Below are 22,368 nucleotides of genomic sequence, written 5' to 3' on the forward strand. Positions count from 1 at the left end.
TCGCCCCGGAATTCCGGTGTCGCGCCCCGATCGACAGGAGTGCCATGACCACGTGGGAGTACCTCACCACGCCGCTGCTGATCCACAACACGGCAGCCATCCTCAACAACTGGGGCAAGCAGGGCTGGGAGCTCGTGCAGGTCGTGCAGGGACCGGAGGGCGGACTCGTCGCCTATCTGAAGCGCCCCGTGACCTCCGACGCGTCGGCCAACGCCGGCCTCGCCGCCGCCGAGCAGGCCGCACGCCAGTTCGAGGGAGATCAGGCATGAGCGTCTCGGACCGTCTCGCCGAGCTCGGCATCGAACTGCCCGCTGTCGCCGCTCCGGTCGCCGCCTACGTGCCGGCCGTCGTGCACGGCGGTCTCGTCTACACCTCGGGACAGCTGCCCTTCGTCGACGGAGCGCTTCCCGCCGTGGGCAAGGTGGGCGCCGAGGTCTCCGCGGAAGACGCGAAGACCTACGCCCGCACGTGCGCGCTGAACGCTCTCGCCGCGGCAGCGGATGCGGCCGGCGGCGTCGACCGCATCGCGGGCGTGCTGCGGGTCGGGGGCTTCGTCGCCTCCGCTGAGGGATTCATGGGTCAGCCCGGCGTGATCAACGGCTCGAGCGACGTGCTCGGAGAGATCTTCGGTGATGCGGGTCGTCATGCCCGTGCGGCGGTCGGCGTCGCGGAGCTCCCGCTCGGCAGCCCGGTCGAGGTCGAGGTCGCCTTCCTTCTCGCCTGAGTACGACGTACGCGGCGTGGACCGTCGCATCAGAACGAGAGAACGCGCCTCCCCGGAAAGGGGAGGCGCGTTCTCCGTCTGTCACGCCTCGGAGGCGTGAGCCGACCTACTTCACCTGGGCCGAGATGATGCTCATCACCGCGGTGTCGGCGAGCGTCGTGGTGTCGCCGACCTCGCGGCCTTCGGCGACGTCGCGGAGCAGACGGCGCATGATCTTGCCGGAGCGGGTCTTCGGCAGCTCGCCGACGATGTAGACGTCGCGCGGGCGGGCGATGGCGCCGATCTGCTCGCCCACCCACAGCCGCAGCTGCTGGGCGAGGCCCGCAGGCTCGTGTGCGGCGAGGTAGCTCTCCTTGATGATGACGAAGGCGACGACCGCCTGTCCGGTCCTCTCGTCGGAGGCGCCGACCACGGCAGCCTCGGCGGTCGCCTCATGCGCGACCAGGGACGACTCGATCTCCGCCGTCGATAGGCGGTGCCCCGAGACGTTCATGACGTCGTCGACGCGGCCGAGCAGCCAGAGGTCGCCGTCTTCGTCGAGGCGCGCTCCGTCGCCGGCGAAGTAGTAGCCCTGGTCCTCGAACTTCTCCCAGTAGGTCTCGCGATAGCGCTCGGGGTCGCCCCAGATGCCGCGCAGCATGCTCGGCCACGGCTCGGTGATCACGAGCAGGCCGCCGCTGCCGTTGCCGACCTCGATGCCGCTCTCGTCGACGACGTCGATCGAGATCCCGGGGAGCGGGACCTGGGCGGACCCGGGCTTGGTCTCGGTGACGCCCGGAAGAGCGGACACCATGATCGCGCCGGTCTCGGTCTGCCACCAGGTGTCGACGATCGGCGTCTTGTTCGCCCCGATGACCTCGCGGTACCACATCCACGCCTCGGGGTTGATGGGCTCTCCCACCGAACCGAGCAGTCGCAGCGACGAAAGGTCGAACTTCGCCGGGACGCTGCGACCGATCTTCATGAACGAGCGGATCGCGGTCGGGGCGGTGTAGAAGATCGACACCTTGTACTTCTCGATGATCTCCCACCACCGGCCGGGGTGCGGGGCATCGGGGGTTCCCTCGTAGAGCACCTGGGTGGCGCCGTTGGCGAGGGGGCCGTAGGTGACGTAGCTGTGTCCGGTGATCCAGCCGATGTCGGCCGTGCACCAGAACACGTCAGTCTCCGGGTGCAGGTCGAAGACGTACTTGTGCGAGTACGCCACCTGGGTGAGATACCCACCGGAGGTGTGCAGGATGCCCTTGGGCTTCCCCGTCGTTCCCGAGGTGTAGAGGATGAAGAGCGGGTTCTCCGCAGGGAGGGCCTGTGCGGTGTGCTCGGCGGATGCGGCGGGAACGGCGTCGTGCCACCAGATGTCGCGGCCGTCGGTCCAGTCGACCTCGTTCTCGCCGCGCTTGACGACCAGGACGTGCTCGACGGTCTGCTGCTCGCCGTCGCCGCGGTCGGCGAGAGCCTGATCGACGGCGGGCTTGAGTGCCGAGACGCGGCCCTTGCGGTAGCCGCCGTCGGCCGTGATGACCAGCTTGGCGCCGGCGTCGTCGATGCGTGAGCGCAGGCTGTCCGCGCTGAAACCACCGAACACGACGGAGTGGATGGCGCCGACGCGCGCGACCGCGAGCATCGAGGCGATCGCCTCGGGGATCATGGGCAGGTAGATCGCGACGCGGTCGCCCTGGCCGATGCCCAGTCCCTCGAGCACGTTGGCGACGCGCTTGACCTCGTCGGTGAGCTCGGCGTAGGTGATGCGGCGGGTGTCACCCGGTTCGCCCTCCCAGTGCAGGGCGACGCGGTCGCCGTTGCCCGCCTCGACGTGACGGTCGAGGCAGTTGTAGGCGACGTTCAGCTCGCCATCGTCGAACCACTTCGCGAACGGCGGGTTGCTCCAGTCGAGCACCTGGGTGAAGGGCTTGTGCCAGTGCACGAGTTCGCGGGACTGCTCGCCCCAGAAGGCCTCGCGGTCGGCGGCAGCACGCTCATACAGTTCGGGCGAGGTGATGGTTTGGGCGACGAACTCCTCCGACGGCGGGAACTTCCGGGTCTCGTCGAGAAGGTGGTCGATCTGGCTGCTCATCGGCAGGCGCTCCTTTGCGGCTTACGGGTCTTGCGAGCATGGTCGTGGGGGTGGGCGACCAGGTCACGGCGAATCTATCCATGCGACCACCCATCGCATACTGCCGAAAGTCAGTAGTGCTGCCGGTTTTGTCCGGACGGTCGCCTTGCGTACACTCGACGACAGCCGAATTCTCATTCCGGCCTTGGCGTGCCCGATTCCCCCAATCGTGGACCGCCGTGGGCGGCATCTCATTCCCCCCGTGAGATGCCGCCCATTCCTTTGGGAGCGCTCCCTTCTCGCTCGCGTGTGATCGTCGCCCGGTCCTGCACCGCGCGCACAGGAGTCGGCTTCTTCACAGGGGCCGAGTCGTCCGGCGATCGGCGCCCTCTCCTCGGCGCGGCGCCGCATAGCGTCACCGTCATGCCCGATTCCTTCGTCATCCAGCCCAGGGGAGAGCGGTCTGCCGCATCGGTGGCGGAAGCCTCGCCCGAGCGCCTTCACATGGATCCTGCCTTCGGACCGCTCCTCGCCCATCTCGACGATGCCGTCACCGATGTGTTCGTGAACGGGGCGGGCGGGCTGTTCGTCGACCGCGGGAACGGAGCCGAGCCCGCAGAGGGGTGGAGGGCATCGGAGCGAGAGGTCCGAGATCTCGCGGTCGCGCTCGTCGGCCTCGGAGGCCGGCATCTCGATGACCAGGCGCCCTGCGTCGACGTCCGCCTCGACTCCGGTATCCGCGTGCATGCGGTGCTCTCGCCGGTCTCGACCACCGGAACCGCGCTGTCGATACGCATTCCCCGTGTGCGCGCCGCCGACCTCGACGCGCTCGCCGCTCTCGGAGCCTTCGACGCGTCCCAACAGGTCTGGCTTCTGGGACTGGTGGCCGAGCGGGCGAACATCCTCATCACCGGGGGAACGGGTACGGGCAAGACCACGCTGCTGTCGGCGCTGCTGTCGGAAGTGCCTCCGACGGAGCGCATCGTCACGATCGAAGACGTCGCCGAGTTGCGCCCGCGCCACCCGCATCACGTCTCCCTCGAGGCCCGGCAATCGAACCTGGAGGGAGCAGGCGCCATCACCCTGGCGCGGCTGGTTCGAGAGTCGCTGCGCATGCGTCCCGATCGGCTGGTGGTCGGTGAGTGTCGCGGAGAAGAGGTGCGCGAGCTGCTGACCGCTCTCAACACCGGGCACGACGGCGGTGCGGGCACTCTGCACGCGAGCGGGCTGCGTGACGTTCCTGCTCGGCTCGAAGCTCTTGGTGCCCTCGCCGGGATGGATGCGGTCGCTCTCGCACGTCAGGCGGTCAGCGCGTTCACCATCGTCCTCCATCTCGATCGGGCACCCGGAGGTACCCGTCGCATCCGTCAGGCAGGGCGGCTCGTGATCGCCGGGGATCGACTCGACATCGAAGAGGTGCAGCCGTGGTGATGCGGCCGCGTCGCTTGCCGCGAAAGGCGCAGACGGGTGCGACGGATGCCGCGACCGCGGTGCAGACGCTGGCCGTGCTGCTGCAGGCCGGGGCGGTGCCGGTCGTCGCCTGGCGGCACCTGGCTGACACCGATGATCCGCAGGCCCGGGCAGTGGTCGACCGGGTCGATCGCGGAGTCCCGCTGCTCGACGCCATCGAGGCCGAGGGCGGGGCGTGGGTCGATCTCGCCGCCGCCTGGGAGATCGCGACGACCGTGGGCGCACCGCTCGCCGAGGTTCTCCGGACGATCGCAGAGACACTGAGGGATGCGGCTGCCGCAGCCGACGATGTGCGCATCGCACTCGCAGAACCGGCGGGTACGGCGCGGCTGCTGCTCTGGATGCCGTTCGCCGGATTGCTGCTCGGGTTCGCGCTCGGCTTCGACACCATCGGCGTGATCTTCGGGAACGTGCTCGGCGCCGCGTGTGTGGTCCTCGGCCTGCTCCTCGTGGTGGCGGCACGCGTCTGGACAGCACGTCTGCTTCGACAGGCGCGGCCTGCTCCCGGCACCCCGGGCATGCGAGCGGAACTTGTCGCCATCGCGCTCTCTGGCGGTGCCTCCATCGATCGCGCGTTGCAACTGGTGGCGCAGAGCGGCACCTCGGGCGACGGTGAGGAACGCGTCCGCGCCGTGCTCGACCTGTCCCGCGCTGCGGGTGTGCCGGCTGCGGAACTTCTTCGGGCATCCGCAGCCCAGGACCGGCACGCCGCCAGGGTGCAGGGGCGCCTCCGCGCCGCGAAGCTCTCGACGCGCCTGCTGTTCCCCCTCGGCGTCTGCACGCTGCCCGCATTCCTCCTCCTCGGGGTCGCGCCGCTCCTGCTCAGCGTCCTCGCCTCCACGCCGATGTCGCTGTGACCGTATCCAGCCCACCCCCACCATCCGATGCCCACGCATCCCATAGAAAGAGGAACACCATGAAGAGCATCCCCCCGCTGGACCGTCGGCGTGCTGCGACCCTGTTCGGCGACGACACCGGCGCCGCCACAGCCGAGTATGCGATCACGACGATGGCGGCCGTCGCGTTCGCCGGGCTCCTCGTCGTCATCATGCGATCCGACGAGGTCCGCGGCATCCTCACCGATCTCGTGCGGCGGGCGCTGACGGTGTCATGATGCGCGGAGCTCGACGGATGCCCCCTCCTCGCACCCCCGAGGATGCGCCACGACGGCCGCGACACGCGGGTGACCGCGGGTCCGTCTCGGCGGAGTTGGCGCTGGCCCTGCCCGCGGTCGTGCTCGCGTTTCTGCTCGGCGCGGGTGCACTCGGTGCGGCATCCCGCCAGGTGGCGCTTCAAGATGCCTCGGCCGATGCGGCGCGTCTTCTCGGACGCGGCGAAGGGCAGGATGCGGCGGAGCGCGTGGTGCACGCGGCGGTCTCCGGAGCAGGGATGTCCTCCTCGCTCTCCGGCGACCTCGTGTGCGTCACCGCTTCGGTCGACGCCTCCATCGGGTCGCTGATCCGCATGCCGCTTCGGGCCACGAGCTGCGCGCTCGACGGGGGCCTCTGATGGCGGGCTCCGCTCTCGCGTCCGGAGTTCTCGCCGTCGCCGCTGCCCTGTCCCTCGGGCTCGCTGCCGTCGGCGGCGCGGCGGTGACGGCGCAGCGCACGGCGGGGGCGGCCGACGCCGCCGCGCTCGCCGCAGCAGACGCCGCGAGCGGCGCAGTGCCCACCGGGGAGCAGCCGTGTGAACTCGCCGCGAGGGTCGCGCAGGCGGCGGGTGCCACCCTCACGGGGTGCGTTCTCGAGGGCTTCGTGGCGACCGTGGAGGTGCAGGCGGCGTACGCTGGACTCGCAGCCGTCTCCCGAGCCCGTGCCGGGCCACCCGAGGGATAGCGACGGCAGCGCGACCTCGCTCACTGTGAACGACCCCACACAGTGGTGTGTATGGTGTGCTTCGAAGAAAGGACGCACCCTTGGCTGAAGGCAAGAAGCTCGTCATCGTCGAGTCCCCGACGAAGATGCGGTCTATTCAGGGATACCTCGGCGACGGCTACGAGGTGCTCAGCTCCGTCGGCCACATCCGCGACCTCGCTGACAAGAAGGACATCCCGGCCGCTGACAAGCAGGCCTATGGGAAGTACTCCATCGACATCGACAACGGATTCGACCCGTACTACGTCGTCTCCGATCGGAAGACCAAGACGGTCGCCGAACTCAAGCGTGCGCTGAAGAATGCCGACGAGCTCCTGCTCGCCACTGATGAGGACCGCGAGGGTGAGGCGATCGCCTGGCACCTGCTCGAGACCCTCAAGCCCAAGGTTCCCGTCAAGCGCATGGTCTTCCACGAGATCACCAAGGACGCGATCCAGGCTGCGGTCGGCAACACCCGCGAACTCGACCACGACCTCGTCGACGCGCAGGAGACCCGCCGCATCCTCGACCGCCTGTACGGCTGGGACGTCTCGCCCGTGCTCTGGTACAAGGTCAAGACCGGAATCTCGGCCGGACGCGTGCAGTCCGCGGCCACCCGTCTGATCGTCGATCGAGAGCGCGAACGCATGGCGTTCACCTCCGCCGAGTACTGGGACGTCGATGCCGCGGCTTCGGCGACGGGCACCTCGTTCAAGATCCGTCTCGTCCGCGTCGACGGTGGCCAGCTCGCGCGGGGCACCGACTTCGATGACGACGGCAAGCTCAAGAAGGCCGTCGTCATCCTCGACGAGGCGGCCGCAACCGCTCTCGCCCAGGCGGTCGACGCCATGGGCACCGGAAGCGTGACGAAGGTCGAGGCCAAGCCGGGAACGCGCAGCCCCTACGCGCCGTTCACGACCTCCACGATGCAGCAGGAGGCCGGGCGCAAGCTCTCGATGGGAGCCAAGCAGGCGATGGGTGTCGCCCAGCGTCTGTACGAGAAGGGCTACATCACCTATATGCGTACCGACTCCACGTCGCTGAGCACCCAGGCGGTGCAGGCGGCGCGGAGCCAGGCGGTGGCACTCTACGGCGACGCCGCGGTGCCGCTGAAGCCGCGGGTGTACAAGTCCAAGAGCAAGAACGCGCAGGAGGCCCACGAGGCCATCCGCCCCTCCGGTGACAACTTCCGCACGCCGGCCTCGCTGTCCTCCGAGCTCGATCGCGACGAGCAGCGCCTCTACGACCTCATCTGGAAGCGCACCGTCGCCAGCCAGATGTCGGACGCCAAGTACGAGACCACGACCGTCACGATCGCCGTCGACGCCGCCGGGAAGAAGGCCGAGTTCACGGCCTCCGGAACCGTCTACACCTTCAAGGGCTTCCTGGAGGCGTACGAGGAGGGCCGCGACGAGAAGCGCGGTGACGCGGACGCTGCGGAGAACCAGTCGCTGCCGGCTGTCGCGGTCGGCGATCAGCTCGCCGTGTCCGACGCCGAGGCCAAGGGGCACCGCACCACGCCGAAGCCCCGTTACACCGAGGCCTCGCTCGTGAAGGTTCTCGAGGAGAAGGGCATCGGTCGTCCTTCGACGTTCGCCTCGATCCCCGAGACGATCCTCGACCGTGGATACGCGGTCAAGCGCGGCCAGGCCCTCGTGCCGACCTGGCTCGCGTTCAGCGTCGTGCGTCTGCTCGAAGAGCACTTCGCCGACCTCGTCGACTACGACTTCACGGCGGCGCTCGAAGACGACCTCGACACGATCGCGCGCGGCGAGCAGAACCGGGTCGAGTGGCTCAAATCCTTCTACTTCGGCTCCGACAACCACGTGGGTCTGCGCCAGGTCGTCGACAACCTCGGCGAGATCGACGCTCGTGCGCTGAACTCCACGCGCATCACCGACACGGCCACGCTTCGCTTCGGCAAGTACGGCCCGTATCTCGAGGTGGCCGACCCCGCGAACCCCGAGGCCAAGCCGCGCATCGTCAACGTGCCGGAAGACCTCGCACCCGACGAGCTGACCGCCCAGAAGGCTCAGGAGCTCATCGACGCTCCCGTCGCCGGCGACCGCGTGCTGGGGGAGAACCCCGACAACGGCAAGATCATCGTGGTGAAGGACGGCCGGTTCGGGCCGTACGTGCAGGAGAACGACCCTGTGTCGGAAGACGCCGCGGTCGACGAGACCACCGGCGAGGTCGTCGAGGCTCCCAAGCCCAAGCGCGGCGCGAAGAAGGAAGCAGCGCCCAAGCCGCGCACGGCCTCGCTCTTCCGCTCGATGTCGGTCGACGAGATCGATCTCGACACCGCGCTGCGTCTGCTGAGCCTCCCGCGCGTCGTGGGCGTCGACCCGGAGTCGGGCGATGAGATCACGGCGCAGAACGGCCGGTTCGGGCCCTACCTGAAGAAGGGTACGGATTCACGGTCGCTCGAATCGGAGTCGCAGATCTTCGATGTGACGCTCGACCAGGCGCTCGAGATCTACGCGCAGCCGAAGTACGGCGCGGGTCGCCGGGCATCGAGCGCGCTCGCCGAGTTCGAAGCCGATCCCGTCAGCGGGAAGCCGATCCGCATCCGCGACGGACGTTTCGGCGCGTATGTGACCGACGGTGAGACGAACGTGACGATCCCGCGGGGTCAGACCGTCGAGGACATCACCTTCGAGGTCGCAGTGCAGATGCTCGCCGACAAGCGTGCCAAGGGTCCGGCTACCAAGCGCGGAGCGAAGAAGGCTCCTGCGAAGAAGCCGGCCGCGAAGAAGGCTCCTGCCGCCAAGAAGCCGGCCGCGAAGAAGCCTGCCGCCAAGAAGGCGCCCGCGAAGAAGACCACGGCTGCCACGTCCGCTGCCCGGTCGGCTGCTGCGAAGAAGGCGGCAGCCACGCGCGCCGCCAACGCTGCGGCGAAGGCGGCGGAGAAGGCGGACTCGTGACCTCAGGTCACGGGGTGTGGATCACGCTCGAGGGCGGTGACGGCTCGGGCAAGACCACGCAGTCGAACCTGCTCGCGCAGTGGCTCGAAGACACCGGGCGTACCGTCGTCCGTACCCGCGAACCCGGCGGTTCCGAGGTCGGGCAGCTCATCCGCGACATCGTCCTGCACCATCGCGGCGACATTGCGCCGCGCGCCGAGGCGCTGCTGTACGCCGCGGATCGGGCGCACCATGTCGCGACCGTCGTGCGACCGGCGCTCCGTCGTGGCGAGATCGTGCTGCAGGACCGCTACCTCGATTCGTCCGTGGCCTACCAGGGCGCCGGACGGATTCTCGACGCGACCGAGATTCGAGATCTGTCGCTCTGGGCGGCGGAGGGCGCGCTCCCGGACCTGACGATCCTGCTCGATCTCGACCCCGCCGAGGCCCGCACCCGTCTGGACTCCGCCGACAAGCCGTTCGACCGGCTCGAGGCCGAGCAGGCGGAGTTCCACGGCCGCGTCCGCGATGCCTTCCTCAATCTCGCGGCGGCCGAGCCGGACAGGTTCCTCGTCCTCGACGCGGCAGCGGCACCGGAGGTCATCGCCGAGCAGATCAGGACCAGAGTCGCAGCGCTGCTCGACTGAGCCGGCTCGACCGAGCGAGGAAGCGATCCTCCGTGCCGTGAGCGTCGGTGGTCGCGATTAGGCTGAGACCATGCCCCAGACCGTTCCCGCCCCGTTTCCCTGGGCGGATGTGTGGGGGCAGGACGCCGCCGTCGACACGCTCCGCGCCGCGGCATCCGATCCCTCCGCCCTCTCGCACGCCTGGTTGATCACGGGCCCGCCGGGCTCGGGACGCTCCACCCTCGCGTACGCCTTCGCCGCAGCGTTGATCGCCGACCGGCCCGATGACGAGAATGTCATGCGCCAGGTGCTCGCCGGCACGCACCCCGACGTTACGGCGTTGCGCACCGACAAGGTCATCATCACCATCGCCGAGGCGCGCGGTCTCGTCGAACGCTCCTACTTCGCACCGTCTGCGGGGCGCTATCGGGTCATCGTCGTCGAAGACGCCGATCGCATGGTCGAGCGCACCTCCAACGTGCTCCTGAAAGCGCTCGAAGAGCCGCCGGAGCAGACGGTGTGGATCCTGTGCGCGCCCAGCGAGGCCGACCTGCTGCCCACGATCCGATCCCGCGTGCGCTCACTGCGGTTGCGGGAACCCGACGTCGCCGATGTCGCCCGGCTCATCAGTCTGCGCACCGGCGTCGACGAGGTCGTGGCAGAACAGGCGGCGCGGCACGCGCAGCGTCACATCGGCATGGCCCAGCGGCTCGCCACCGACGATGCGGCTCGGCGTCGCCGAGACGAGACTCTTCGCTCCGTCCTCGGTGTCAGGGGAGTGGGCGATGCGGTCGAGGTCGCCGGTCGCATCATCCAGGCCGCCACGGAGGACGCGAAGGCGCTCACCGCCGAGCGCGACGCCCAGGAGCGGGCGTCGCTGCTGCGCACGATCGGCATCGCCGAGGGGCAGGCGGTCCCGCCGGCCCTGCGCACGCAGCTCTCCGCGCTCGAAGACGATCAGAAGAAGCGGGCGACGCGCAGTCTGCGCGACGGGATCGACCGCGTGCTCACCGATCTGCAGTCGCTGTTCCGCGACGTCGTGATGCTGCAGTTCGGCCGTGGTGACGATCTCATCAACAGTGAGCTTCGCACCGAGCTGACCGACCTCGCATCCGCCTGGTCCGAGACCCGTACGCTTGTCGTACTTGACCACCTTGCCGACACGCGGCAGTCGTTGGAGCGCAACGTCGCCCCTCTGCTCGCCCTGGAGAGCTTGCTCGTGACCATCACGAGCGGGAGGAAACCGTGAACAATCGATCGACTTCCCGCTTGCGTCGAGCCGCCGCGATCATCGCAGGGCTGGCCGCTGCGTCCGTCGCGCTCTCGGGCTGTCTGTACGCGATGATCCCCGAGCAGTCCTCGCGGCCGTCGACGACCAGCGCCCCCGACACCGAGGGCGTCGCCGAAGACCTGCTGCCCTTCTACTCGCAGGAGCTGACGTGGACGGAGTGCGGTGTCGGCTTCGACTGCACCGATGTCACGGCGCCTCTCGACTGGGAAGACCCGGGCAAGGGCGAGATCACCCTTTCGGTGGTTCGGCACCGCGCCGAGGGCACCCCCGTCGGCTCGCTGCTGACGAACCCGGGTGGCCCCGGGGCGAGCGGTGTCGACCTGATCCTCAACAGCCTCGACTACGCCGTCGGTGCCGACCTCATCGAGAACTTCGACGTCATCGGGTTCGACCCGCGCGGGGTCGGGGCATCGACCGCGGTGACCTGCTACGACGCCCCGCAGATGGACGAATACCTGTACGGCATCCCCGCTGCGGCCCGTGGCACGGCGGAGTGGGAGGCTGAGCTGCTCGATTCGCACAAGGCCTTCGCCGAGGCGTGCGACGCGAACAGCGGCGGCATCCTGCCCTACATCACCACGGTCAACGCCGCCCGCGACATGGATCTGATCCGCGCGGTGCTGGGCGACAAGCAGCTGAACTACCTCGGCTACTCGTACGGCACGTTCCTGGGGGCGACCTACGCGAAGCTGTACCCCGAGAAGGCCGGTCGTCTCGTGCTCGACGGTGCCATCGATCCCGCCGTTCCGGGGCTCGAGGTCGGAGCGACACAGGCGCTCGGGTTCGAATCCGCGCTGCGCGCCTACATGCAGGACTGCCTCGACTCGGGGGAGTGCCCGTTCAACGGCACCGTCGATGAGGCGATGACCGACCTGGGAGCGCTGCTCGCGAGCGTCGACAGCACACCGCTCAAGAGTGGAGACGGCCGCATGCTGGGCGCGGACTCCCTGATGACCGCCATCATCGCGGCGCTCTACTCGCAGGACATCTGGGGCTACCTCACGCAGGCGCTCGATGAGGCGCTGCAGGGCGACCCGACATCGGCGCTGTTCCTCGCCGACTTCTACAACGGACGCGAGAACGGCACCTACACCGACAACTCCGCCGAAGCTTTCCGTGCCTACAACTGCATGGACTACCCGGTAGAAGACGATCCCGCAGCAGAGGCAGCGATCAACGCGAAGATCGCTCAGGGCGCACCGACGATCGCGCCGTACTGGACCGGCCCCGACTCCTGCTCGGTCTGGCCGTACCCCCCTACGGGCACGCGTGGCGAGATCAAGGCCGAAGGTGCGGGACCCATCCTCGTGATCGGCACCACGAACGACCCGGCTACCCCGTACGAGTGGTCCGAATCACTCGCGAACCAGCTCGAAGAGGGTGTTCTGATCACGCGCGTCGGCGAAGGGCACACCGGGTACAACAAGGGCAACGCCTGCGTCGACGACGCGGTCGAGGCTTTCCTGCTCGATGATGTCGTGCCCGAAGACGGCCTCCGCTGCGAGTGATGCGGCCTCGATTCGCGAGAGAGCGCGAGACAGGGTAATATCGGTGATCGCGCCGCTCACGCGTCGCACGCCGCTTTAGCTCAGTCGGCAGAGCATTTCACTCGTAATGAAAAGGTCGTCAGTTCGATTCTGACAAGCGGCTCCGAAGGCCCCGTGATGCGAAGAACATCACGGGGCCTTTCCCGTTCCTCACGGCGTACTCTCGAAGCATGAGCAGAGCGCTTCTCATCGTCGACGTCCAGAACGACTTCACCGAAGGCGGGGCACTCGCCGTCGAGGGAGGCGATGCGGTCGCCGCTGCCGTCACCGTCTTTCTCGCCGCCCACGCGGACGACTACGACGTGATCATCGCCTCGCGCGACTGGCACGACGCCGACGGTGACAACGGAGGGCACTTCGCGCCGACTCCCGACTACGTCGACTCGTGGCCGGTGCACTGCGTCGCGGGAACCGAGGGGGCCGAGTACGACCCGCTTCTGGCGACCGATGCCGTCACCCACCATGTCCGCAAGGGGCAGGGGAAGCCGGCGTACTCGATGCTCGAGGGTCGGACGGAGGCGGGGGAGACGGTCGGTGCGATCCTGACCGCGGCGGGCGCGCTCACCGCCGATGTGGTGGGCATCGCGACCGACCACTGCGTGCGGGCGACAGCTCTCGACGCCATCGCGCACGGCGTTCGCGTCCGCATCTTCACCGACCTCGTCGCCGGAGTCGCACCCGCGCCCAGCGAGGCCGCACTCGCCGAGCTCGTGCACGCGGGAGCGGAACTGGCCGAGAGTCCCAAGGCGTGAGTCGGAGCGTCCTGCTCCTGCGGGCCGTGAACGTCAGTGGCCGCAACAGCGTTCCGATGGCGCGTCTCCGCGAAGTGCTCGCCGCCGAGACCGACCTGGGCGACGTCTCCACCTACATCGCCAGCGGCAACATCCTCTGCCGCACGCCACTGGATCCCGATGCCGCGTGCGACGCTGTGCGCGCGGCCATCCGGGTCGAGTTCGGGGTGGACACCCCCGTCATCCACCGCACGCACGCGCAGTTGGTGTCCTCGGAATCCGCGCAGCCGTTCCCCGAGGGCGACGTGAAGTTCGTGCATGCGATGTTCCTCCAGGGCTCGCCGTCGGAGGGTGCGATCGAAGCGTTGGAGCAGCGCCTCCTTCCGGCGGAGCGGATCGCGCTGGTCGGTGACGACATGTGGATCGACTACGGCGAGGGCGGCATGCACTCCACCCGACTCACGAAGGCGGTGCTGGATCGGGCGCTCGGCGTCGCGGGGACGGCACGCAACCTGCGGACGACGCGGACGCTCATCGAGTTGACGGCGTGACTCCGCCCAGATCTGTACTCATCGCTGCCGGTGGCGTGTGCGGGTGGGCTTGCAGGTCGACCCGGCGGGTGTCGCAGGCCGAGCACCGCACATAGAGCACGATGCCCTCGCTCGTCGGATGACGTGACTCCACGAGCCAGGCATGCTCGTGCGCCGGCGCAGCGGGGTGGACGCGGGGGATCGGAAGCGTGTTCAGCGAGGTCATGCATCCAGCGTGATGTAATGGTCTTATGCATCTCAACCCTTACGGCGAGTATGCCGTGCTGTTGGCCGCGTCACTGGCCAACGACTGGCCGGTGGATCGAGCAGGGATCGAGGCGCGCACACTCGAACTGGGGATGACGCAGACCTTCCCGCCCGCCGCGGATGACCATGAGCGGGTCAGGGTGATCATCGACGAATGGCTCTCGATCGTCGATGAACCCGACCCCGACGCGCGAGCGGCCCTCCTCAACGCACAACTCGCCGCCGCAGCCGCCTACCCGCGCCTGACGAACCACGACGACGAAGGATGGCACCTGCACTACCGCGACGACGTGCCGTCGATGCCCTACGTGCTCCGGGCGGTCATCAGCCTGGGTACCTCGCTGCATCTGGTCACCCGGGGGATGAGCCGGCTGAGTCGTTGCCAGGCCGCGCCCTGCACGAGAGTCGTCGCGGACGTGACCCGCAACGGCCGCCAGCGCTTCTGCTCCGTGCGTTGCGCCAACCGTGCGGCGGTGCGCAGACACCGCGCCCGGATCTGACAGGCGGCGAATCGGGACTTTCGGCCACACCATGCGCGAGGCTTCCGTGCCACGATGGCCGAGAGACGATGAGGAGACGACGTGTCTGATGTGATCGTGAATGTCGACAACTTCGCCCGTGCTGAGACGGACGTGATGATCGATCGGATTCTGCAACAGGCCGGGGCCGTGAACGCGATCTACCACGATCGGCAGTTGGCACCGCTCGACAGGCAGCCCGTGATCCGACAGAACCGCGACACGCTCTACTCGGTCGCGATCGTCGACATCTCTCACGGAGCGACGTTCACGCTTCCGCCGTTCGGCGACCGATACGTCTCGGTCATGATCATCAACCAGGACCACTACATCAACCGGGTGCTGCACGAGCCGGGAACATACGATCTCACGGTCGACGAGTTCGGTTCCGACGACGTGGTGGTCGCCGCCCGTGTGCTGTTCGATCCGACTGATCCCGACGACCTCGATGCCGTCCACCGCATCCAGGACGGCATGCGTGTGGATGCGGGCTCTGCCACCCCGTTCGCACCGTCGGCGTTCGACCCGGTGACCCATAAGGTCACCCGTGATCACCTCCTGGGGCTCGCGGAGGGGCTTCGCGGATTCTCGCGGAGCTTCGGGAGCGTCGAGCAGGTGGACCCCGTGCATCACCTGCTGGGAACCGCTGCCGGCTGGGGCGGGCTCCCCGACGATGAGGCGCAGTACGTCGCACTGTTCCCCGGGCTCGAGCCCGGGCGCTACCGGCTCACGCTCCGCGACGTGCCGGCGGATGCGTTCTACTCGGTCAGCGTGTACAACGGCGACGGATACTTCGAGCCGAGCGCTTCCGGCATCACGAACGTCAACGATGTGTTCGGCGTCAAGAACGACGACGGATCCATGACGGTGTGGCTCGGCGACTTCGACGACGATCGCCCCAACCGGATACCGACGCCCGAGGGATGGAACCTGTTGATCCGCCTCTACCGTCCACGGCTGGCCGAGGTGGCGGGCTGGACCGTTCCCTCGGTCGAGCCCGCCGACTGAAGCACGGTCAGGCGGTCTGCCCGGCGTGCTTCCCCTCGCCGATCTCCTCGACGAGCTTCGCGTTGAACGCCGGTAGATCGTCGGGCGTGCGGCTGGAGACGAGGCCTTCATCGACCACGACCTCTTCGTCGACCCACGTCGCGCCCGCGTTGCGCAGGTCGGTGGTCAGGCTCGGGTAGCTGGTGAGCCTGCGCCCGTCGACGACACCGGCCTCGATGAGGATCCAGGCGCCGTGGCAGATCACACCGACCGGCTTGTGCTGCTCGAAGAAGGCCCTGGCCAGATCGACGGAGGCCTTGTCCATGCGCAGATGGTCCGCGTTGACGACGCCGCCGGGCAGAACCAGCGCGTCGAACTGATCCGCAGCGGTCGCCGACGCGTGTAGATCCACGGCCTGTTCATGTCCGTTCTTGCCGGTGATGGCCGCACCGTCCGGGGCGATCATGGTCGCGCTCGCACCTTCCGCCGTCACCGCATCCCAGGGACTCGTGAGCTCGCTGTCCTCGAATCCGTCGGTCGCGAGGAATGCCACGCGGCTGCCGCTGAGAGTCATCGTTCGTCCTTTCCTGGAGAGTCGTCCGCCGTTCGGGGGACGACTCCACGATCCCCCGCAGCGGAAGAGGAGGGAAGGGGGTGGCCGCGCAGGCGAGCCGGTGATACAGGTGAGCGGGAGAAGCGACGGCCCTCGGAGCGCTCCGCTCGGATCGAGGAGCCTCGGCAGTACGATCCAGACATGCGCGTTCGTCCTGCACTCGTCCTCCTCTCGGCGCTCGTCCTGCTCGCGGGGTGCGCTCCCGAGCCGGCGGCGAGCCCCTCGCCCTCCGCCTCCACGACGTCTTCGCCGACCCCCACGCCGTCTCCCTCGGCGTCCGAGACCGCGGAACCGCCGGCGGCGGGGACGGAATTCACTCCCTCGGTGCTCGTGCAGCTCTGCACCGAGAGGACTCGCGCCCTGGCCCCGAACGCGACGTACTTCGGCGACATGGCGACCACCGAACGGCTCGAACCGTCATCGCTCTGGTTCGTGGTCATCCCCAAGACGCTCGACGGTGCGGACAGCGTCGCGGTGTGCGGCATCGGCGGCACCCAGGAGGCGCCGGTGTTCGCCCTCGAAGGGGAGACCCTCCCGGATGGAGTGGCCGACATCCGCGAAGAGCTGCTGACCGGAGCGCCCGGCGGCGAGTCCTGAGACGGCTGCCGAGAGGCGAACTGCGGCGGAGAGAGCATCCGCGCGTCTTCGACGTCACCGTAGAGTGATCCTGTCGGTCGAATCGTTCTTCACCGTGATCGCGGTGGGCTTCGAGGTGCTCGGTGCACTCGCGATGGTCGTCGGGTTCATCATCGCCGTGGTGCTCGCCGTCCGTTCGCTGCGACGGTCGGGCGACGGTCACGCCGCCTATCTGCTCCTGCGCAACACGCTCGGCGCCGCTATCCTGCTCGGCCTCGAAGTCTTGGTCGCTGCCGACCTCATCCGCACCATCACGTCGAAGCCGTCGATCGAGGACGCCGTGATCCTCGGCCTCATCGTGCTGATCCGGACGGTGCTCTCGATGTCGATCCAGATCGAGGGTGTCGCGCCCTGGCGTCGAGCCCTCCTGACCAGTGGCGGCCAGCTGATCGCGGAGAACGTCCGCCGAGACCGTGCCGCGGAGGCGACGGCCGTTGCACCCGAGACGCCGACATCCTGAGCGACCTGCGCGCGGTGCTCGCGGATGTGCCGTCCTCCTCGACGGAGGCGTGGACGCCCGGGGCTGCTGACGGCTCGTGCGGATACCCCAAGCACATCGTCTTCTGGGTGGGCCCCGTGGGGCTCGAACCCACGACCCGCGGATTAAAAGTCCGATGCTCTGCCAACTGAGCTAGAGGCCCCTCATCAAAGTCTAGTGCGCACGACGAGGGGCCGTCGGCGACACAGCACCACCGACGGCCCCTTTCCTTCCCGGGTCTCTCCTCCAGAACCTGAGAAGGGCGTGTGCCGGGCGTCCTCCCACCCGGCTGTCCCTGGCTTAGGAAGCCGGGGGCATCAGAACCGTGTCGATCAGGTACACGGTCGCGTTCGCGGTCTGCACTCCACCGCAGATGACGCTGGCGCCGTTGACCTTCAGGTCATCGCCGCTGCCGGTCACCTCGAGGTCGGCGCCCTGCACGGTCGTGTACATGCCGTCGATGTCAGCCGGCTCGATCTGTCCGGGGACCACGTGGTACGTCAGGATCGAGCTCAGCGTGGCGCTGTCGGTCTTGAGGGCCTCGACCGTGGCGGGGTCGATCTTCGCGAAAGCGTCATCCACCGGTGCGAAGACGGTGAACTCGCCACCATTCAGGGTGTCGACGAGGTCGACGTCGGGGTTGAGCTGTCCGCTCACCGCAGCGACCAGCGTGGTCAGCAGCGGGTTGTTCGAAGCCGCGACCGCAACCGGGTCCTGCGACATTCCCTCGACCGAGCCTGCGCCGTCCGGCACGGCGTCGGCGTATGCCGCGCAGCCGGGGCCGACCAGGTTGGCCGCCGGGTCCATCTCCATCGGCGTCGACTCCGACGTCTCCGGTGCCGTCGGCTCGGACGATTCCGTGGTGCTGCCGCTGCCCATGGAACAGGCGGAGAGCAGGAACGCGCTCGCCAGGCCGAGGGTGATCGCTGCGGTGACCTTCTTCTTGGTGCTGAACATGTCGAGCTCCTTCAGAACTGAGCCACGGCCTCTCCGTGGCGTCGAGGGCTGTTCGGAGCCCGCTCGCGATCGGATGGGACGAATCTGAGAAATCTTTGAAACCGCCTCCACGACCGCGCAGGAGCGGACATTTCCGCGATCTCTTTTCCTTCACATTCGGGCGACGTCTGCACGTGATCGGGGAGGAGATACGGCATGCTTATGGGGTGGTCATCGATGGGTTCGACGTTCCCGAGGACGGAGCGACGCAGGATGCTGTCGCCGACCTCATCGTCCGCGTCGCCTCCGGTGATCAGGCTGCCTTCGCGACTCTCTATGACATGCTCTCCTCCCGCGTGTTCGGCCTCATCCTCCGTGTGCTGATCAACCGCGCGCAGAGCGAGGAGGTGCTCCAGGAAGTCTTTCTGGAGATCTGGCAATCCGCTTCCCGCTTCGCTCCGAACAGAGGTCAGGGACGAGCGTGGATCATGACGATCGCTCATCGCCGGGCCGTCGATCGGGTGCGAGCTTCGCAGTCGAGCGCCGACCGAGACGTACGAGCGGGATTCAAGGACATCGGCGTCGCGCACGACAGTGTCGCGGAGCAGGTCGAATTGGGGATCGAGGGAGGGAAGGTCGTCGAAGCGCTGTCGGGTCTTCCGGAAGCGCAACGCGAAGCGCTCGTCCTCGCGTACTACGGCGGTTACAGTCAGAACGAGATCGCGGCCCTCGTGGGAGCGCCGCTGGGGACTATCAAGACACGGATGCGAGACGGGCTCACTCGTCTGCGCACGGCGATGGGGGTGACGGCATGAACGAGAAGGACTTCGCGGAACTCGCGGCAGGTGCCGCGCTGCACTCGCTCGACGCAGAAGACGAGCGACGCTATCGCGCTGCACTCACTGAGCACCCGGAATGGGAGGACACTGTGGATGCGGACACCGCCACCGCTGCGTCGCTCGCAGACCCGGTCGAGCCTGTCACCCCGCCCTCGCACATTCGTACCGCTCTGCTCGCGCGGATCGCGGACATGCCGCAGGACGACGGATCGCGAACGGATCCGGACCCCTCCTCGGCGAACGCCGAGAGCACAGCCGACTCGTACGGCGCCGGCGCCGGTGACGAGCCCGCGATCTCACCGAAGCCGAAGCAGCGCCGCTGGACGCGGAGCGTGTTCGCCCTGGCCGCATGCCTCGCCGTGCTCGTGGGCGTCGGAATCGGTGCGGTCGCTCTCAATCAGCAGCTGAACCCGCCCGCGAGCGTGGTCGCTCTGCAGGAGATCGAAGCCGCCGGAGATGCCCAGCAGGCGACCGTCGAGCTCGACGACGGCGGCAGTGCCACAGCGCACTGGTCGGCGTCCGCCGGCAAGGCGGTACTGGTGGCCGACGGCCTGCCGAGCCCGGGTGACGGACAGACCTACGAACTGTGGTTCGTGCGCGGCGACGGCCCCGTCGCCGCCGGCGTCTTCGACGTCGACGGTGGGGAAGCCACAGCCCTGCTCACGGGGGACATGCAGGCAGGCGACGCGATCGCCGTGACCGTCGAGCAGGCCGGCGGCTCGCCGTCCGGTCAGCCGACCACCGACCCGGTGATCGTGATCCCGACGGCGTGAGCCGCACTGATCGCGCGTACCCTGGAGGGATGCCCGAGCAGTACCACCGCCCTGTGCGCCGCCCCACGAGTGCCTTCGACAACATCGTCGGCGCGCACGATCCCGCCGAGGAGACGCGCGTCGCGCATGCCACGGCATCCGCTCTGCTGACCCGTGTCCGCGCAGATGAGAGTGGGGTGAGTGCGGAACGTCTCGTGGCCTTCACTGCCGAGCACGGGATCGACGAGATCGCCGAATTGTGGTCGAAGGCGCCGTCGCGCACGCTGCCCGGCGCACTCTGGCGCCTCTACGTCCTGCAGCTCGCGATCCACGGCGACCCGCAGACCGCCGCACTCCTCTACGACCGGGGGCGCGTCGAACTACCGTCGGCGGATGCGGTCATCGCGGGGGCGCCCGTGCCGGCGAGTCCGGACGAGCTGGTTGCATTGATCGACACGATCCTGCGGGGCGCGTTCCGCGGCGACTTCGCCGTCGCACTCGACCGCGCCGCGGCGTTCTGCCGAGTGCAGGCCTCGGGGGCGACCCATGCCGCCGACGATTACGAGCCGACCGAGCCGGCTCGGGCCAGCGAGCTGACCACGCGCGCGCTGCGGCTGAGCAGCTACGGTCAGGATCTGGCCGCGGCCGCTGTGCTGTGGCGGATGGATGCTCTCGCCTGAGGCGGCGGAGAGACTGCCCGGACATGAAAAGACCGGGCCGCAAGAACGCCTCTCGGCGGAAGGCCGCTCAAAGCGGCAAAAATTGGAGCCCGGGGTTATGCGGCCCGGCCACTCAATTGTAACGCGATGAGGCGGTGGGTATTCCCGCCATCTAGGCTCGGATCATGACAGGGCGCTTTGCACTCATGATCGATCCCGTCGCCGCCGACGTGCAGCGCAGCGACTTCGCCGACACCTTCACGCAGGTCGACGCTGCGGCCCCCGCGCTCAGTGTCGGGGAGCTGAGCACACAGCGCGGTGACGGCGTGTTCGAGTCGATCGGCGTGGTCGACGGGCACGCCCAGGAGGTCGTGCCCCACCTGGAACGCCTCGCGCATTCGGCTCGACTGTGCGACCTTCCCGTGCCGAACCTCGCGCAGTGGCGCCAAGCCATCGACCACGCGGCCGTGCAGCTGGGTGCGGGCGAGTCGGTCATCAAGCTCATCCTCAGCCGTGGGGTGGAGCACGGCCCCACGCCGACCGCGTGGGTGACCGCGGCCCCGGCTGCCGACTTCTCGGCCGTGCGCGAGAGAGGCGTACGCGTCGTCACGCTCGACCGCGGGTACGACCTGGGTGCGGCGGAACGGGCCCCGTGGCTGTTGCTGGGCGCGAAGACGCTGTCGTACGCCGTGAACATGGCCGCCCTGCGTGAGGCGCACCGACGCGGCGCCGACGATGCGATCTTCCTCTCGAGCGACGGGTTCGTGCTGGAGGCTCCGACCGCCTCTCTGATCCTCCGCTTCGATGACCGGTTCGTGACCCCGGCTCCGAACGGCGGCATCCTGCACGGCACGACGCAGCTCAGCGTCTACGAGTATCTCGCCGCCCAGGGGTTCGACGTCGGCTACGACCGCATCCCGGCGACCGACCTCCCCCAAGCGGATGCCGCGTGGCTGGTGTCGAGCGTCCGTCTCGCCGCCGCGATCACGGCCGTCGACGATGTCGCACTTCCGGTCGACCACACGCTGACTGCGGACCTGAACCGCTACCTGCTCTCGCCCCGCGACTGATCCCTCGAGGCGCCGGCACGCGAAGACGCGCCGGAACGTGAAAAGGGCCCGGGAACCGAAGTTCCTGGGCCCTCTTCACGTGTTTCCTCAGCTCACCCGAAGCGGCCGGAGACGTAGTCCTCTGTGGCCTGCACGGAGGGGGTCGTGAAGATCGACGTGGTGTCGTCGTACTCGATCAGCTTGCCGGGCTTGCCGGTGCCGGCGATGTTGAAGAACGCGGTCTTGTCGGACACGCGGCTCGCCTGCTGCATGTTGTGCGTCACGATCACGATCGTGAACTCGTTCTTGAGCTCCCCGATCAGCTCCTCGATCGCATAGGTCGAGATGGGGTCGAGAGCCGAGCACGGCTCGTCCATCAGCAGCACCTGGGGCGACACGGCGATCGCACGGGCGATGCACAGACGCTGCTGCTGACCGCCCGAGAGGCCGGACCCGGGCTTGTCGAGGCGATCCTTGACCTCGTTCCACAGGTTCGCGCCCGTGAGCGACTTCTCGACGAGGGCGTCCTGGTCGCTCTTCGACATGCGGCTGTTGTTGAGCTTCACACCGGCGAGGACGTTCTCCTTGATCGACATCGTGGGGAACGGGTTCGGACGCTGGAAGACCATGCCCACCTGGCGGCGGACGAGCACCGGATCGATGCCGGGGCCGTAGAGGTCCTTGCCGTCGAGCAGCACCTCGCCCTCGACTCGAGCGCCGGGGATGACCTCGTGCATGCGGTTGAGGGTGCGCAGGAACGTGGACTTGCCGCAGCCGGAGGGGCCGATGAACGCGGTGACGCTGCGCGGCTGGATGTCGAGGGACACGCCCTCCACGGCGAGGAAGTCGCCGTAGTAGACGTTCAGGTCGTTGACTTCAATGCTCTTGGACACTGCAGTTCCTTGC

General features: G+C 68.3%; 25 protein-coding genes and 2 tRNA genes. 22 read left to right on the forward strand and 5 right to left on the reverse strand.

What is annotated here, in order from left to right:
- Positions 1–44 precede the first annotated feature (44 nt).
- Positions 45–269: a hypothetical protein gene (locus KY497_RS07360; protein WP_017829070.1), complete on the forward strand. Its 225-nt coding sequence runs from the start codon at positions 45–47 to the stop codon at positions 267–269.
- Positions 266–724 carry a RidA family protein gene (locus tag KY497_RS07365; protein WP_219870188.1) on the forward strand — a complete coding sequence of 153 codons (459 nt, stop codon included), beginning with the start codon at positions 266–268 and terminating at the stop codon, positions 722–724. Before KY497_RS07360 ends, KY497_RS07365 begins: the two co-directional genes overlap by 4 nt.
- A gap of 106 nt (positions 725–830) precedes the next feature.
- Here KY497_RS07365 and acs read toward each other — a convergent pair whose 3' ends face one another.
- On the reverse strand, positions 831–2,798 hold the full coding sequence (gene acs / locus KY497_RS07370) for an acetate--CoA ligase (RefSeq protein ID WP_219870189.1): 1,968 nt from the start codon (positions 2,796–2,798) through the stop codon (positions 831–833).
- A gap of 402 nt (positions 2,799–3,200) precedes the next feature.
- On the opposite strand from acs, the gene KY497_RS07375 reads away from it, so the two are divergent.
- The 14 genes from KY497_RS07375 (at position 3,201) to KY497_RS07440 (ending at position 15,521) form a co-directional block, all read left to right on the forward strand.
- Positions 3,201–4,208 carry a TadA family conjugal transfer-associated ATPase gene (locus KY497_RS07375; RefSeq protein WP_229778813.1) on the forward strand — a complete coding sequence of 336 codons (1,008 nt, stop codon included), beginning with the start codon at positions 3,201–3,203 and terminating at the stop codon, positions 4,206–4,208.
- Entirely contained in the window at positions 4,208–5,104 is an 897-nt protein-coding gene (locus tag KY497_RS07380) for a type II secretion system F family protein (protein ID WP_219870314.1), read from the forward strand. Before KY497_RS07375 ends, KY497_RS07380 begins: the two co-directional genes overlap by 1 nt.
- A gap of 59 nt (positions 5,105–5,163) precedes the next feature.
- Positions 5,164–5,361 (forward strand): DUF4244 domain-containing protein, encoded by a 198-nt coding sequence (locus KY497_RS07385; protein WP_017829065.1) that lies wholly within the window; start codon positions 5,164–5,166, stop codon positions 5,359–5,361.
- A gap of 17 nt (positions 5,362–5,378) precedes the next feature.
- Entirely contained in the window at positions 5,379–5,756 is a 378-nt protein-coding gene (locus KY497_RS07390; protein ID WP_055865293.1) for a TadE family type IV pilus minor pilin, read from the forward strand.
- On the forward strand, positions 5,756–6,082 hold the full coding sequence (locus KY497_RS07395) for a hypothetical protein (protein ID WP_017829063.1): 327 nt from the start codon (positions 5,756–5,758) through the stop codon (positions 6,080–6,082). Before KY497_RS07390 ends, KY497_RS07395 begins: the two co-directional genes overlap by 1 nt.
- Positions 6,083–6,162: 80 nt before the next feature.
- Positions 6,163–9,024 carry a type I DNA topoisomerase gene (gene topA / locus KY497_RS07400; protein WP_219870190.1) on the forward strand — a complete coding sequence of 954 codons (2,862 nt, stop codon included), beginning with the start codon at positions 6,163–6,165 and terminating at the stop codon, positions 9,022–9,024.
- Positions 9,021–9,650 carry a dTMP kinase gene (gene tmk / locus KY497_RS07405; RefSeq protein ID WP_141385834.1) on the forward strand — a complete coding sequence of 210 codons (630 nt, stop codon included), beginning with the start codon at positions 9,021–9,023 and terminating at the stop codon, positions 9,648–9,650. The genes topA and tmk overlap by 4 nt, the downstream gene beginning before the upstream one ends.
- Positions 9,651–9,720: 70 nt before the next feature.
- A complete protein-coding gene (locus KY497_RS07410; protein WP_055873937.1) occupies positions 9,721–10,878 on the forward strand; it encodes a DNA polymerase III subunit delta' in 1,158 nt (385 codons plus the stop codon).
- Positions 10,875–12,428 (forward strand): alpha/beta hydrolase, encoded by a 1,554-nt coding sequence (locus KY497_RS07415; RefSeq protein WP_219870191.1) that lies wholly within the window; start codon positions 10,875–10,877, stop codon positions 12,426–12,428. The genes KY497_RS07410 and KY497_RS07415 overlap by 4 nt, the downstream gene beginning before the upstream one ends.
- A gap of 69 nt (positions 12,429–12,497) precedes the next feature.
- Positions 12,498–12,570, forward strand: a tRNA-Thr gene (locus KY497_RS07420).
- Positions 12,571–12,637: 67 nt separating this feature from the next.
- Positions 12,638–13,219, forward strand: coding sequence for an isochorismatase family protein (locus KY497_RS07425; RefSeq protein WP_219870192.1), 582 nt, complete (start codon positions 12,638–12,640; stop codon positions 13,217–13,219).
- Positions 13,216–13,749 (forward strand): DUF1697 domain-containing protein, encoded by a 534-nt coding sequence (locus KY497_RS07430; protein ID WP_141385837.1) that lies wholly within the window; start codon positions 13,216–13,218, stop codon positions 13,747–13,749. The genes KY497_RS07425 and KY497_RS07430 overlap by 4 nt, the downstream gene beginning before the upstream one ends.
- A 230-nt stretch (positions 13,750–13,979) precedes the next feature.
- Positions 13,980–14,495, forward strand: a complete 516-nt coding sequence (locus KY497_RS07435; RefSeq protein WP_218682178.1) for a CGNR zinc finger domain-containing protein — start codon at positions 13,980–13,982, stop codon at positions 14,493–14,495.
- Between the two features lie 81 nt (positions 14,496–14,576).
- Positions 14,577–15,521 carry a DUF1254 domain-containing protein gene (locus KY497_RS07440; RefSeq protein ID WP_219870193.1) on the forward strand — a complete coding sequence of 315 codons (945 nt, stop codon included), beginning with the start codon at positions 14,577–14,579 and terminating at the stop codon, positions 15,519–15,521.
- 7 nt (positions 15,522–15,528) lie between these two features.
- On the opposite strand, the gene KY497_RS07445 is transcribed toward KY497_RS07440, so the two are convergent.
- A complete protein-coding gene (locus KY497_RS07445; protein ID WP_141385840.1) occupies positions 15,529–16,074 on the reverse strand; it encodes a type 1 glutamine amidotransferase domain-containing protein in 546 nt (181 codons plus the stop codon).
- A 180-nt stretch (positions 16,075–16,254) separates the two neighbouring features.
- On the opposite strand from KY497_RS07445, the gene KY497_RS07450 reads away from it, so the two are divergent.
- Both KY497_RS07450 and KY497_RS07455 read left to right on the forward strand, forming a co-directional pair.
- Positions 16,255–16,710: a hypothetical protein gene (locus KY497_RS07450; RefSeq protein WP_055865271.1), complete on the forward strand. Its 456-nt coding sequence runs from the start codon at positions 16,255–16,257 to the stop codon at positions 16,708–16,710.
- A 64-nt stretch (positions 16,711–16,774) separates the two neighbouring features.
- Entirely contained in the window at positions 16,775–17,209 is a 435-nt protein-coding gene (locus tag KY497_RS07455; protein WP_229778815.1) for a DUF1622 domain-containing protein, read from the forward strand.
- A gap of 108 nt (positions 17,210–17,317) precedes the next feature.
- On the opposite strand, the gene KY497_RS07460 is transcribed toward KY497_RS07455, so the two are convergent.
- Together KY497_RS07460 and KY497_RS07465 are read right to left on the reverse strand one after the other, a co-directional pair.
- Positions 17,318–17,390, reverse strand: a tRNA-Lys gene (locus tag KY497_RS07460).
- A gap of 137 nt (positions 17,391–17,527) precedes the next feature.
- Positions 17,528–18,184 (reverse strand): fasciclin domain-containing protein, encoded by a 657-nt coding sequence (locus KY497_RS07465; RefSeq protein ID WP_219870194.1) that lies wholly within the window; start codon positions 18,182–18,184, stop codon positions 17,528–17,530.
- A 206-nt stretch (positions 18,185–18,390) separates the two neighbouring features.
- Between KY497_RS07465 and sigK the strand changes: the two genes are divergently transcribed.
- From sigK to KY497_RS07485, 4 genes are all read left to right on the forward strand, one after another.
- Positions 18,391–18,978 carry an ECF RNA polymerase sigma factor SigK gene (gene sigK / locus KY497_RS07470; protein WP_036323041.1) on the forward strand — a complete coding sequence of 196 codons (588 nt, stop codon included), beginning with the start codon at positions 18,391–18,393 and terminating at the stop codon, positions 18,976–18,978.
- A complete protein-coding gene (locus KY497_RS07475) occupies positions 18,975–19,775 on the forward strand; it encodes an anti-sigma factor domain-containing protein (RefSeq protein WP_127482828.1) in 801 nt (266 codons plus the stop codon). The genes sigK and KY497_RS07475 overlap by 4 nt, the downstream gene beginning before the upstream one ends.
- Before the next feature lie 29 nt (positions 19,776–19,804).
- Complete coding sequence (locus KY497_RS07480) at positions 19,805–20,434, forward strand: hypothetical protein (RefSeq protein ID WP_055873927.1); 630 nt, start codon at positions 19,805–19,807, stop codon at positions 20,432–20,434.
- Between the two features lie 164 nt (positions 20,435–20,598).
- Positions 20,599–21,483, forward strand: a complete 885-nt coding sequence (locus tag KY497_RS07485) for an aminodeoxychorismate lyase (protein ID WP_141385843.1) — start codon at positions 20,599–20,601, stop codon at positions 21,481–21,483.
- 92 nt (positions 21,484–21,575) lie between these two features.
- Here KY497_RS07485 and pstB read toward each other — a convergent pair whose 3' ends face one another.
- The gene (gene pstB / locus KY497_RS07490) at positions 21,576–22,355 is read right to left on the reverse strand and encodes a phosphate ABC transporter ATP-binding protein PstB (RefSeq protein ID WP_017828973.1); all 780 of its coding nucleotides are present in this window, start codon (positions 22,353–22,355) and stop codon (positions 21,576–21,578) included.
- Positions 22,356–22,368: the final 13 nt, after the last annotated feature.

The sequence above is a fragment of the Microbacterium sp. PAMC22086 genome (assembly GCF_019443525.1).
Lineage (GTDB): Bacteria > Actinomycetota > Actinomycetes > Actinomycetales > Microbacteriaceae > Microbacterium > Microbacterium maritypicum.